Source organism: Nitrosomonas marina (genome assembly GCF_900111605.1).
Taxonomy (GTDB): domain Bacteria; phylum Pseudomonadota; class Gammaproteobacteria; order Burkholderiales; family Nitrosomonadaceae; genus Nitrosomonas; species Nitrosomonas marina_A.
On the sequence record NZ_FOIA01000034.1, the window covers coordinates 1 to 12,845 of the forward strand.

The following is a 12,845-nucleotide window of genomic DNA, read 5'->3' on the forward strand; positions in this document are numbered from 1 at the left end:
TAGCGTTTTCTCATCGTCATAATCCTCAACAGGTTATAGTTATCTGTTGAGGAATAACTTTAACATCCTAAGTTATTTTATTGAAGGAGTACTAGCTGCTTTATTTTTTAATAACTTCAGCGCTCCTGCGAGACTTTCTACCATTTTGACGACTGTCAGACTTGATTGATTATTTTCCGCCAGCATCACGGCCCGCTCTAGTGCAGGTCTGCAATCCTTTTCTGAGACGATTACGCACAGAATCCTCTCGATTCCTTTCAATTTAACAGCTCCACATTCCAGTCAATAAATAACGTCAAATAGCTGTATTGTGTATTACTTGAGAAATCTTCATCAAAACTTCTTAAAGTAAAAAGTAAAGTAGATTCATCGAAAAATATTACAGTAATAGTTGCCATATTCCATATCTTTTTGGACCACCTGTTTTCCCCGTTGTCTTACACTGCTTTTTCCAATACAACATAGGCCGCATTTCAACATTGCACTCTGATGGAATCAATTTCAAGAGTTGCGAGCCACCTTTAACTATCAATAAAAGAAATTGCCCTGAAGCCGCCGTGCATTAACAATAATCATAATGCACACATACGAGCAATTATATTGTCTGACGCAAATATTTTTTGAATTATAATTGAAATCCAGATTGATATAATGGCTTACAAGTTAAATCCGTATGTTCAGGGAGCACTATGAAATGAGCAAGAAAACCGGGGAAACAACTGAGCATGTCTGGCATACAATTGCCGTCTCCAACATTCTGGATATACTTCAAACCAGTCTTAATGGCTTGTCCGGTAAAAACATTGCGTCACGTATTGAAACATATGGACCAAATCGTCTACCAGAAACCAAAAAAAGAAGTGCATTGATTCGTTTTCTACTTCAATTTCATAATATCTTAATTTATGTCCTGTTGTGTTCAGCCGCGATCACTGCTCTATTGAATCATCTTGTTGATACTACGGTTATTCTTTTAGTTGTATTTGCCAATGCCATCATAGGATTTGTTCAAGAAGGAAAAGCAGAAAAAGCAATGAACGCAATTCACAAAATGCTTGCCCTCAAAGCATCTGTTTTGCGCGACGGAGTCCGGCAGACAATCGATGGTGAAATGCTGGTACCCGGAGATATTGTTCTACTTGAGGCTGGTGACAAAGTGCCTGCGGATTTGCGACTTATCCAGGCAAGCGGCTTGCAAATTCAGGAATCAATCCTAACTGGCGAATCTGTGCCAATAGATAAAAAGACGAATCCTGTTACAGCAAATGTCCCAGTGGGTGACAGAAAATGCATGGCATACAGTGGAACGCTTGTAACCAGTGGTATTGGACGGGGAATTGTTGTAGCAACCGGAACCGCGACAGAAATCGGACGAATTAGCGGCATGCTTTCCTCTGTTGAAACACTGACTACGCCTTTGCTTAAACAAATGAATGTTTTCGCACAGTGGTTAACAGCTTTGATTCTGCTTATCGCAGCACTGCTCCTAGTGTTCGGTCATTTTGTCGGTCATTTCGAATTTTCCGATATGTTTATGGCAGTCGTCGGACTTTCTGTTGCCGCCATACCCGAAGGATTACCTGCTGTTCTTACCATTACACTTGCGGTAGGTGTTCAGGCTATGGCACGCCGTAATGCCATTGTCAGGCGCTTACCGGCCATTGAAACACTGGGATCAGTATCGGTAATCTGCACCGACAAGACCGGCACATTAACCCGCAATGAAATGATGGTGGTTTCTGTAGTGACACAATCACATGTCTTCTCTCTGGAAGGATGCGGATACGAACCAAAAGGCGCGATCAGGATCAACGATGTTCATGTCAACGTGCGGGAACATATCATCCTTGAAGAACTTGGGCGAACTGCTGCACTGTGCAATGATGCATCATTACTTCTACATAATGATGTATGGACTGTCGAAGGAGACCCAATGGAGGGCGCACTACTTACACTCTCCGGTAAAGTTGGTCTTGATGTCCGTAAAGAACAAGCGGTGTGGACGCGGACTGATGCAATTCCTTTTGACGCCAAGCACAGATTTATGGCCACTCTGAATCATGACCACGAAAAACATGCTTTCATTTTCGTGAAGGGCGCACCTGAGCAGATTATTTCCATGTGCAGTCAGCAGCGAACAGTTTCAGATACAACCGAACCCCTTGATACAGAATACTGGCACGAAAAAGCCGATCAAATAGCTGCGATGGGGCAGCGCGTGCTGGCATTCGCTTTCAAACCAGTAAACCCCGAACACACAGTTCTTGAATATTCTGATGTCAACCAAGGACTAATATTTATTGGTTTAATGGGTTTGATGGATCCGCCACGGCACGAAGCTATTACAGCTATTGCCGAATGTCACAAAGCAGGTATACGTGTCAAAATGATTACCGGAGACCACAAGGGAACGGCCGCAGCGATCGGAAAGCAAATAGGCCTGCAAAATCCTGAGACGGTGCTCACGGGTGCTGATCTTGACAGAATGGATGACCTGGCACTGGCTTCTGCAGTTTTGGAAACAGATATATTTGCACGAACAAGCCCGGAGCACAAATTACGTCTGGTAATGGGACTGCAATCACATGGCCTAGCTGTTGCCATGACTGGAGACGGCGTTAATGATGCGCCTGCGCTAAAGCGCGCTGATGCAGGCATTGCGATGGGATTGAAGGGCAGCGAGGCCGCAAAAGAAGCCGCAGAATTTGTTCTGGCAGACGATAATTTCGCTTCGATTGCTGCTGCTGTCCGTGAAGGAAGAACAGTTTACGATAACATCAAGAAGGTGATCAGCTGGACTTTGCCTACAAACGCTGGTGAAGCTTTGACTATTATTGTAGCTTTGCTATTTGGAATGATATTGCCGATCACGCCAATCCAGATTCTTTGGGTTAATCTGGTCACAGCGATTACGTTGGGCATGGTACTGGCATTTGAACCAACTGAAGCCGATACAATGCGACGTCCTCCCCGCCCAAGAAACACACCGCTACTTACTGGTGAGCTAGTATGGCATATAGTATTGGTTTCGGTTCTGTTTCTTTGCGGTGTTTTTGGTATGTATACTTACGCTATAGATCAAGGATATTCGCTTGACTTGGCACGAACCATTGCATTGAATACTCTTGTTGTCATGGAGATATTTCACCTGTTTTTTGTCAGAAATATCTATGGCACTTCGCTTACATGGAAAGCGGTACAAGGCACAAAGGCGGTTTGGATTGCTGTCATATGTGTGTCAGTATCGCAATTGGCCATTACTTATCTACCATCCTTGCAGGCCATCTTCGCAACAGAATCTGTACCTTTTTGGGACGGAGTGCTGATCGTTGGGGTTGGTGTAATACTATTCGCAATCATTGAAATTGAGAAACAATTACGTTTACTGCTACGCCAAATACGCACAGCCTGAATATATCTGGTTGGATCATTGATTATTGGATCACTCGCAGCATTGTCAGCAAATATTGCGGTCCGCCGATTTGCAGCAAACCATCAACTGGTGCTTTGTAACTAAAAGCACCGTATTCGGCCTTGCCCGGCGAACGGTAGATCGACAAGCAGGGCTTATTCCCCGCGGCTCGCTCGGGCGAACGACTGAAAGCCTCATAAAGACTCGAATCATGAATAACGCCGGGTTTTGAATTCATATCAGTATCCTTCACGGGTTAGTTTGTATGACATACTTGCCACTTGTTTTAATATTCATTGCTATACACAATTGATCAATACTACTCATTATCTAATGTGATGGATGCTATAATAATTGTCAAGCAGTTTATGAAGTCTGCCGCGTTCAACCTGATCTCAACCGGCTGGGGTACAATCCGATCATTCGGGAGAAAACATCAATGCATACCAATGAAAATACTGCAGAATCGCTGTTAAACATCAAGCAGGCCGCCAAAATTCTGAATGCCAGTGTAGTTTCATTGAGACGCTGGACAGACGCCGGGAAATTGCCATGCTTACGCATCGGCGCCAGGCGCGAAAGAAGATTTCGTTTGAGCGATCTTAACGCATACCTTGAACAGAACAGGCTCCTTGAAAATCCCTGCCGGTCTGATCAAACGCCACGCCAGACTGCACATATCACGCTGGAAGGTATTTCAATCAACTACGGCACCCATTTATGCGCCTTCTATGACACCGATCCGGGAAGATTGAAACTGGCCGTACCCTTCCTGCTTGGCGGGTTTCAGGAAGACAGCCGCTGTTTTTTGATTGCTGCAGCTGATGTTCAGACAGTTATTCTAAACGAGCTTCGCGATGCCAGACCCGGCATAGATCAGGATATTCAGGAGGGACGACTTGTTGTATCTGAAGGCATGGCAAGCTGCTCGGAACAATACGCTTTTTTCGAACAGGCGTTTTTGCAGGCTAATAAACAGGGAATTCAGGGAATGCGCGTACTCGGAGACATGGCCTGGGCGTTGCAAAAAGGATTCGGAATGGAAGAACTTTACAATTTTGAAACCCGCTACAACCAGGGGCTTGGACACCGTTTTCCGGTTATCAGTCTCTGCCAGTACGATGCCAGATTATTTTCGGGCACCGCAATATTGAGTGCGCTCAAATGTCATAATGATACATTTCACTATCCATTGAACCACTTTCTTGGTGTTTAACGCCTGGTAAGTTGCGCGCGGGATATAACACATCACATATACAGCAATTCAAATGCAATACCCAATTCCCGGACACTGATACACCGATAGTTGCCAAATGAAATATTTGCCGGCAGTGATCACCAGTGCAAGGCGCGCAAACGGGATATTTTCTTGCGCTGATGCGCCTGCATACATTTCAGGACGGCATTCAGTGAACGCAAAGCATCCAGTATATAAGGACCTTTGTTCAGCATGACACATTCCGCACGTACACTCATTGCCGCATCGGTAAATTCCGGTCTTGAACCGATTCCATGCTTGGCTATGGACTCAAGTACCTGCGTGGCCCAGATCACCGGCACGTGTGCCGCTTCGCACAACCACAGAATTTCTTCCTGAATTTCAGCCATACGTACATGACCGAGTTCGATAGCCAGATCACCGCGCGCGATCATCACACCAACAGGATGACGAGACAAACTGGCAAACAGAATTTCCGGCAGATTTTTTACCGCGCGGGCGGTTTCAATTTTAGCGATAATCGGGAGTTGGGTTGCATTGCGACGCTGCAGTTCTGCAATCAATTCGCTGATACCATCAGCAGTTTCGATAAAAGACAGGCCAATAATATCCGCATGTGCGCATATGAAATCCAGATCAGACAGGTCTTTGGACGTCAGTGTCGGCAAATTCAGGACTGTTTCAGGAAAATTGAGTCCCATGTCTGATTTCAGCTTTGCACCTTTGATACCGGCCCTGGTAACACGCAGCACAACATAATCAGCATCCTTTTCAGAAACATACGCGCTGATTTTTCCATCATCAATCCATACCCGATCGCCCTGCTGAAGGATATCGATGATATCCGGAGACGAACAACTGATATGCGCCGCCGCTTTCAACGCTTCATCAGATCGATCATTGAGCACGAAACCGTGTGGCGGCTGTTTATGAAGAAACAATAAATCCCCTGTAAACAAACGGGCCTTTTTTGCCACTGTATTCAGATTGACAAATCTGAACGTATGCTGGTCTGCATAGCTTGTATCGATCCGCCGCTGCCAGGTAACAAGCAAACCCGTTATAAGATGAATCGTTTTATCGCACAGCCCGATAACACGGTTGTTTTCGGGTGCAAGAAGAATATTGATAAAGCACGACTTTCCCTGTGCATCCACCAGACTTAACCGGTCGCCGCTCTCAAGATTCGAATACACGGCTCTGGGCACCGGAAAAATAAATGCATTTTTTGAACTATCAGTAATCTCCGGCTGGTTCTGCTCGTCAGAAACAATGTCGAACCTGATCGCATTCGGATAGTGATCGCCACCTTTTTTTTTGATTTTGATGAAGAGCGATTGCGGATCACTCATTATTGATCCAGTACGTATCTTATGGCCGGCCAGGTCCATGAGAATGCGGCATGGCGCGTTTAGCTCGGCACTGGCTCGGCGTATATTGTCAACCATCCTGTGCCATGTCGATATATCATCATGCGCACAATTGATGCGTGCGATATTCATGCCCTCGTTCACTAAATCGCGCACCAGTTTTTCGTTCGCTGCAGCTTCGGTTGGTAACGTCACCATGGTGCGCGTCATTTTGCGCCTGACGTTGCCCAGTATCGTGGCGGCATTTTTTGCCAGGATTTTGTCGCCTTCACCGAATTCAGGATACGAAAAACCGGCTTTTTCGTGAGTGGATTTGCCGAGGGAGCGACTAAGCATATCTCTGACATTCCTGAGATTGGCGTAAACGTGCGGCTCAGCCCGTCCAAGCGAAGATAATCCGGCCTGCGCCAGCTTCTCCTGAAGCGGGCGCAAATCAATCTCGCGCATCGCAAGATAGTGACCTAAATTTACAATACTTTTGGACAATGTCCGGGATTTATCGGGACCGCCATACTGGTCCACGCGCGCAAGCCCCCTTATCCATACATGCTCGATCAAATCGTTGATCTCATCGTAAAGCAGTTCAAACCTGCTTTCAGTATCATGACAATTGCTATTCATAACATAGTTACAAAATAAAATTTATGCATGGAATGAATATTATGAAATTAATATGATAATTTAATGACACCCTGAAGCACACAAGCACGCCATACCGAAACACAGAGATTATCTGACTGGCAAGGCATTTTCCGGCACGCATATCCTCGCAGCCACATGCGCCTCATTTCAATCTGCCGCAAATTACTGTGAAACATGCATCATCAAAACCGCACGACCGCCCGTTGCGTCGGCGAGTAAAACCATTGTCATAATTCTGTAACACGTGAAAGTCAAAATATCAGTTATTTAAGCGCTGAACTGGCCCTGATGCAATATTTTCCTGACAGTTCATCGATATTTTGCTGTTTCCTGGAGAAAAAAATGTCTAAAAGATTGCTCATCCTGACGGCAATGCTTTTTCTTGTTTCAAGCCAGACACATGCTCAGGCGGTACGCGACTATATCAGCATTGTCGGCTCCTCTACAGTCTACCCGTTTGCTACCGTGGTTGCTGAAACCTTTGGCAAAACAACGCAATTCAAAACACCGAAAATAGAATCCACCGGCTCCGGTGGTGGTTTTAAGCTTTTTTGTGATGGGATCGGAGTTAAATACCCGGACATCACCGATTCATCGCGCGCCATCAAACAGTCAGAAATCGATATGTGTGCTACAAATGGCGTGACTGACATTATAGAAATAAAAATCGGTTATGACGGGATTGTCATCGCCAACTCAAAAGAAACTTCTCCATTTGGCCTGTCCCGTAAAGATTTGTTTCTGGCCCTGGCCAAACAGATTCCTGATCCTGAAAACAGCGGCGAACTGACTCCCAATCCACATAAAACATGGAAAGAAATCAATGATCGCCTGCCAAATATTGCCATCGAAGTACTCGGGCCACCACCGACTTCCGGCACCCGCGATGCTTTTGTTGAACTGGCCATGGAAGCTGGTTGCAGCCGGTTTGACTGGATTGAAACGCTGAAAAAAACGGACAAAAAACAATATCAGTCCATATGCCATACCATTCGAGAGGACGGTGCCTACATAGAAGCAGGTGAAAACGACAATCTGATTGTACAAAAACTCGAGACCAATCCCCATGCTTTGGGCATATTTGGTTTCAGCTTTCTGGAACAGAACACGGATAAAGTACAGGGACTGGCCATAGATGGCATTTTACCTGAATTTGAAGCAATCGCAGATAACAGCTATCCGGTTTCCCGCCCGCTGTTCCTATATGTCAAGAAATCACATGTTGGCATGATACCCGGTATTCAGGCATTCCTGAATGAATTCACCAGCGAAAAAGCCTGGGGAGAAGATGGCTACCTGACTGATAAAGGATTGATACCCATGACGGCCGCCGAACGCGACCACTTTACAGAAAACGCCAGACAGCTCAGGGCAAACATTTTTATGGACAGCGAATAACCAAATCAAACTATATAAACGGTTAACCGGCCACTGACATCTATTTCCATAAAATGCCAACCTCATTTCTCGTTCTGCTTCTTTTATCACTGACAGCATTCAGTTTTATCCTGGGTCGTCGTCGTTCACTGGCTGTGTCTGCCGGCGATATCCGCAAACTGAATTCACTGCCCGGTTATTACGGTTATTACGTAGCGCTTTGGTGTGGTGTACCGGCATTATTGATTTTCATTTTCTGGCATTTTTTTGAAGGGACGGTGATTTCACAGCTTGTTCTTTTCAATTTATCTGAACACACTGCATCGCAGCCAGAACAGCAATTGAATCTTGTTCTGAATGAAATACGAAACGTAGTGTATGGCAACATTCCCGCAACAAGCGTAGCACCGGAAATTACAGCAGCGGCAAATCACTACCGGGAACTGCAGCAGATCAGTAACATGGCTCTCACCATCGTCACAATTGTACTTGCCATGGGCTGCGCCATGTTAGCACGATCAAGAATTCATACAGAACAACGTGCACGTAACAAGGTTGAACGGGTAATCATGATTTTTCTGGTCGTATGTTCGTCTATTGCCATCGTAACGACACTGGGTATCGTACTGTCCGTTCTGTTTGAAGCCATTCGTTTCTTCCAGGCTGTTCCTGTTACAAATTTTATCTTTGGTCTGGAGTGGAGTCCGCAAACCGCTATTCGCTCCGACCAGGTTGGTTCGTCCGGCGCCTTTGGTGCAGTACCGTTATTCACTGGAACGTTGCTGGTTTCAGCCATTGCCATACTGGTTGCTGCGCCGACAGGCCTGATGACAGCCATTTATCTGTCCGAATATGCCACGCCAGGTATTCGATCGCTGGGCAAACCGCTGCTTGAAATTCTTGCCGGAATACCAACGGTAGTCTACGGCTTTTTTGCCGCTTTAACCGTGGCACCGTTGATCCGAGGCTGGGGCGCATCACTGGGACTTGACGTATCTTCCGAAAGTGCACTGGCTGCGGGTGTGGTCATGGGCATTATGATAATACCATTTGTATCATCGCTGTCGGATGATGTTATCAATGCAGTTCCACAAACGCTGCGTGACGGAGCCTATGCATTGGGTGCAACACAGTCCGAAACCATTAAGAAAGTCATCATTCCGGCAGCGCTGCCCGGGATTATCGGCGGCATCCTGCTGGCCGTATCACGCGCCATCGGCGAAACCATGATTGTTGTCATGGCGGCCGGTCTCGCAGCCAATTTGACCGCCAACCCACTCGAATCTGTTACAACAGTCACAGTCCAGATTGTTACATTACTGGTCGGCGATCAGGAATTTGACAGTCCGAAAACACTGGCCGCTTTCGCGCTTGGACTGGTTCTGTTTATCGTAACGCTGATTCTGAACATGGTTGCCTTATATGTGGTGAGAAAGTATCGGGAACAGTATGAATAAACGGATGCCTGCCAGGCCGAAAACAATTGATCGCATCAATCAGGGGCTCGCAAAACGCCATGCGTCGGAAAAGCTGTTTCATCGCATGGGCTTATTGTCACTGCTCTTCGGAATAACATGCGTCGCCATTCTTTTTTCCAGCATTATTTCGAAGGGTTACACAGCATTTCAGCAGACATTCATCCAGATTGAAGTTCATTTTGACGAGCAGTACTTTACAGTATCCGGCAAAGATAATGACACCGAAGCGCTTTCCACTGCTGACTATGGCGGAATGGTCAAACAGAGTCTGCGCTCACAGTTTCCTGAGGCCGCCAGCCGCCAGGAAAAACGGTTGCTTTATGATCTTGTCAGTATAGGCGCAACCTACCAGCTCAGAAACATGGTCATGCAGGACCCTGCACTGATTGGTCAAACCACGCCAGTGTGGGTGCCCGCAAATGACGACGTGGACATGCTGATCAAAGGACACATGAAACGCGAAGCGCCGGAAGCGGAAAGACGTCTGCGCGATCAGCAAATTGTCTGGCTGGATCAGCTGATCGCACAGGAACAATTGTCATTAAAACTGAATACGGCATTTTTCACCAACGGCGATTCGCGAGAACCGGAACTGGCCGGCATCCGGGGCGCATTGATGGGATCCATTCTCACACTGATGGTTACGCTGTTGTTATCGTTTCCCATCGGCGTTGCAACCGCTGTTTACCTGGAAGAGTTTGCACCGAAAAACAAATGGACCGATTTCATCGAGGTCAATATCAATAACCTCGCTGCCGTACCGTCAATAGTCTACGGACTTCTGGGCCTGGCTGTTTTTATCAATTTTATTGGTTTTCCACGTTCGGCACCACTGGTTGGTGGACTGGTGCTAACTTTAATGACCTTACCGACCATTATTATCGCCAGCCGAGCAGCGCTGAAGTCCGTACCACCGTCCATACGTGAGGCCGCGCTTGGTATCGGTGCATCGAAAATGCAAACGGTCTTTTTTCACGTGCTGCCACTTGCTTTTCCCGGCATGTTAACAGGAACTATTATCGGCATGGCGCAGGCGCTTGGAGAAACCGCTCCTTTATTGATGATCGGCATGGTCGCATTTATCGTGGATATTCCATCCGGCATATTTGATCCCGCAACAGTACTGCCCGTGCAGATTTTCCTGTGGGCTGACAGCCCCGAGCGGGCATTTGTCGAACGCACCTCTGCGGCAATTATGGTGCTGCTGGGATTCCTAATCATCATGAATGCCATTGCCGTCATGCTGCGAAAAAAATTCGAACGCAGATGGTGATATTCGAAAATCAGGAGAAAAATTGTCATGTCAATTGCTTCAAGAAAACACTGGAGCGGTCAAAATATCCTACAGCTTCAGAAAGCACCTGCCACAGAACCTGTCTCAGGCACTCTATCTGCACAATCTGATCAGCGTACAGTCGGCACCGTCACTGTTGACGATCCGCGTATTCGCTGCACCGATGTTAACGTGTACTATGGCAGTACGCATGCGGTAAAAAACATCTCGCTTGATATAGGACGCAATGAAATTGTAGCCATGATTGGACCCTCAGGCTGCGGAAAATCAACTTTTTTACGCTGCCTGAACCGTATGAACGACACCATCGACAACTGCTCGGTTACAGGAAACATTGAACTGGACGGCCAGGATATTAATGATAATTCCATTGATGTCGTACCATTACGTGCGCGCGTAGGAATGGTATTCCAGAAACCCAATCCATTTCCAAAATCGATTTACGAAAATATTGCTTTTGGCCCACGTATTCACGGTCTGGCCAGAGACAAAGCTGAATTGGAAGAAATTGTTATCACAAGCTTGCAAAAAGCAGGTCTGTGGAAAGAAATCAAAGACTGCCTCGACCAGCCGGGTACAAGCCTTTCTGGCGGACAACAACAGCGTTTATGTATAGCGCGCGCAATTGCAATCAATCCCGAAGTCATTCTGATGGATGAACCCTGCTCCGCACTGGATCCTATTGCGACTGCGGTAATCGAGGATTTAATGAATGAATTGTGTACAGACTATTCAATTGTCATTGTGACCCACTCCATGCAGCAGGCAGCTCGTGTTTCACATCGTACCGCCTATTTTCACCTTGGCAACCTGATCGAGGTGGCAAAGACAGAGCAGATTTTTACCCATCCGATACACCAGTTAACCAGTGATTACATTACAGGCCGAATTGGTTAGAGACAGATAATATAGAAGGAGAAAAATTCCATGCCTGGCAGACTGGAAGGTCATACGATTCGGCGCTTTGATGGCGAACTCGAACAGCTGCATAACGAAGTTCTGGAAATGGCCGAACTTGTTTTCGAACAAATACGTAAAGCACTTGAATCGTTTCAGCAAGATAATCAACAGATCATACAAGCCATTCTCGAACGGGAATCCCAGGTTGATTCGTTAGAAAAGAGAATTGATAACACAATAACCGAAGTACTGGCGAAACGGGGTCCAGTGGCGCGGGACCTGCGTGCCATCATGGGTTTTTCGAAAGTAGTCACCGACCTGGAGCGCCTGGGCGATGAAGCCACTCGCATCACTCATTTTTCCACCCGTGTTCATGATAACGGACCTGGCAGGAAAAACTCCGACATGCTGCGCGAGATTGAGCTGGTTGGCGATCTTGCCTGTACTGTTCTGCGGGAGGCAATCGAAGTTCTCAGGATACTGGATATAACACGGGCAAGGAAACTGCTGAGTCAGGCCGGTCTGGATGAAGAATTTAACGCCAGTCTTCGCAGGTTGACATCTTTCATACTGGAAGACGCGCTGAACATGAAATACGCCATCAATATCATACTGGTCTTAAAATCTCTGGAGCGTATCGACGCTCATGCACATAATCTGGCGGAGTATGTCGTCTATATGGTCAGTGGATCGGATATTCGACATTCGGACAACGATCAAACCTGATTTTATTCACTTCTTACAATATACCCTGTGTCCAGATACGGTCCGTACTCGGTAATACGCCATCCATCACAGCACCACAAAATCCTTCGGTACCAATCAGTGTTTATGAAAATCGACTGTATACCATCCCTGCCCCCGCTTTCTGTGTCGCTGGCCATGGGTTCTTTTTCATGTGATCTTCAGCCCGGCAATTAACACCGCCCGATAAAAAGCCCAAGCGGCAGCCTTAATTATTATCACGGGCCTAAATAAACACTGATTTCCTGTTACCATTCCAAACAACTATTCATTACGGTTACCGGGTTAACCTCGTTTTCACAAATAGTTTACGTTGCTTCAACTAAAGTATTGATGATATCGATACTTACAACACAAATTTCAGATTTTGAACGTATTGGCTTAGAACAGCCATACATCATCACTGAAC

10 protein-coding genes are annotated in these 12,845 nt (G+C 46.3%); 7 read left to right on the forward strand and 3 right to left on the reverse strand.

Annotated features, from left to right (window positions below; all coding sequences use genetic code 11):
- Positions 1-72 precede the first annotated feature (72 nt).
- On the reverse strand, positions 73-261 hold the full coding sequence (locus BMY62_RS15990) for a hypothetical protein (protein WP_143058823.1): 189 nt from the start codon (positions 259-261) through the stop codon (positions 73-75).
- Positions 262-694: 433 nt separating this feature from the next.
- Between BMY62_RS15990 and BMY62_RS13295 the strand changes: the two genes are divergently transcribed.
- Positions 695-3,412, forward strand: coding sequence for a cation-transporting P-type ATPase (locus tag BMY62_RS13295; protein ID WP_090660940.1), 2,718 nt, complete (start codon positions 695-697; stop codon positions 3,410-3,412).
- A gap of 22 nt (positions 3,413-3,434) precedes the next feature.
- Here BMY62_RS13295 and BMY62_RS13300 read toward each other — a convergent pair whose 3' ends face one another.
- Positions 3,435-3,650, reverse strand: coding sequence for a hypothetical protein (locus BMY62_RS13300; protein ID WP_090660943.1), 216 nt, complete (start codon positions 3,648-3,650; stop codon positions 3,435-3,437).
- Positions 3,651-3,851: 201 nt separating this feature from the next.
- On the opposite strand from BMY62_RS13300, the gene BMY62_RS13305 reads away from it, so the two are divergent.
- The gene (locus BMY62_RS13305; RefSeq protein ID WP_090660946.1) at positions 3,852-4,628 is read left to right on the forward strand and encodes an MEDS domain-containing protein; all 777 of its coding nucleotides are present in this window, start codon (positions 3,852-3,854) and stop codon (positions 4,626-4,628) included.
- 119 nt (positions 4,629-4,747) lie between these two features.
- Here BMY62_RS13305 and BMY62_RS13310 read toward each other — a convergent pair whose 3' ends face one another.
- Positions 4,748-6,622 carry a pyruvate kinase gene (locus BMY62_RS13310; RefSeq protein ID WP_090660949.1) on the reverse strand — a complete coding sequence of 625 codons (1,875 nt, stop codon included), beginning with the start codon at positions 6,620-6,622 and terminating at the stop codon, positions 4,748-4,750.
- A gap of 363 nt (positions 6,623-6,985) precedes the next feature.
- Here BMY62_RS13310 and BMY62_RS13315 point away from each other — a divergent pair, with 363 nt between their 5' ends.
- The 5 genes from BMY62_RS13315 to phoU are packed head-to-tail and all read left to right on the forward strand — an operon-like array spanning position 6,986 to position 12,418.
- A complete protein-coding gene (locus BMY62_RS13315) occupies positions 6,986-8,041 on the forward strand; it encodes a PstS family phosphate ABC transporter substrate-binding protein (protein ID WP_090660952.1) in 1,056 nt (351 codons plus the stop codon).
- Between the two features lie 53 nt (positions 8,042-8,094).
- Complete coding sequence (gene pstC / locus BMY62_RS13320; RefSeq protein ID WP_090660958.1) at positions 8,095-9,477, forward strand: phosphate ABC transporter permease subunit PstC; 1,383 nt, start codon at positions 8,095-8,097, stop codon at positions 9,475-9,477.
- Entirely contained in the window at positions 9,470-10,771 is a 1,302-nt protein-coding gene (gene pstA / locus BMY62_RS13325; RefSeq protein WP_090660960.1) for a phosphate ABC transporter permease PstA, read from the forward strand. Before pstC ends, pstA begins: the two co-directional genes overlap by 8 nt.
- 27 nt (positions 10,772-10,798) lie before the next feature.
- Positions 10,799-11,689: a phosphate ABC transporter ATP-binding protein PstB gene (gene pstB / locus BMY62_RS13330; protein ID WP_090660963.1), complete on the forward strand. Its 891-nt coding sequence runs from the start codon at positions 10,799-10,801 to the stop codon at positions 11,687-11,689.
- A 30-nt stretch (positions 11,690-11,719) separates the two neighbouring features.
- Positions 11,720-12,418 (forward strand): phosphate signaling complex protein PhoU, encoded by a 699-nt coding sequence (gene phoU, locus BMY62_RS13335; RefSeq protein ID WP_090660966.1) that lies wholly within the window; start codon positions 11,720-11,722, stop codon positions 12,416-12,418.
- The last annotated feature ends 427 nt before the right edge of the window (positions 12,419-12,845 follow it).

What these genes read in the sequence shown, in the direction of transcription:
- BMY62_RS13310 (WP_090660949.1), bottom strand. Translation starts at nt 6,622, where the DNA reads ATGAATAGCAATTGTCATGATACTGAAAGCAGGTTTGAACTGCTTTAC.
- BMY62_RS13305 (WP_090660946.1), top strand. Translation starts at nt 3,852, where the DNA reads ATGCATACCAATGAAAATACTGCAGAATCGCTGTTAAACATCAAGCAG.
- BMY62_RS13295 (WP_090660940.1), top strand. Translation starts at nt 695, where the DNA reads ATGAGCAAGAAAACCGGGGAAACAACTGAGCATGTCTGGCATACAATT.
- pstB (WP_090660963.1), top strand. Translation starts at nt 10,799, where the DNA reads ATGTCAATTGCTTCAAGAAAACACTGGAGCGGTCAAAATATCCTACAG.
- BMY62_RS13300 (WP_090660943.1), bottom strand. Translation starts at nt 3,650, where the DNA reads ATGAATTCAAAACCCGGCGTTATTCATGATTCGAGTCTTTATGAGGCT.
- phoU (WP_090660966.1), top strand. Translation starts at nt 11,720, where the DNA reads ATGCCTGGCAGACTGGAAGGTCATACGATTCGGCGCTTTGATGGCGAA.
- pstA (WP_090660960.1), top strand. Translation starts at nt 9,470, where the DNA reads ATGAATAAACGGATGCCTGCCAGGCCGAAAACAATTGATCGCATCAAT.
- pstC (WP_090660958.1), top strand. Translation starts at nt 8,095, where the DNA reads ATGCCAACCTCATTTCTCGTTCTGCTTCTTTTATCACTGACAGCATTC.
- BMY62_RS13315 (WP_090660952.1), top strand. Translation starts at nt 6,986, where the DNA reads ATGTCTAAAAGATTGCTCATCCTGACGGCAATGCTTTTTCTTGTTTCA.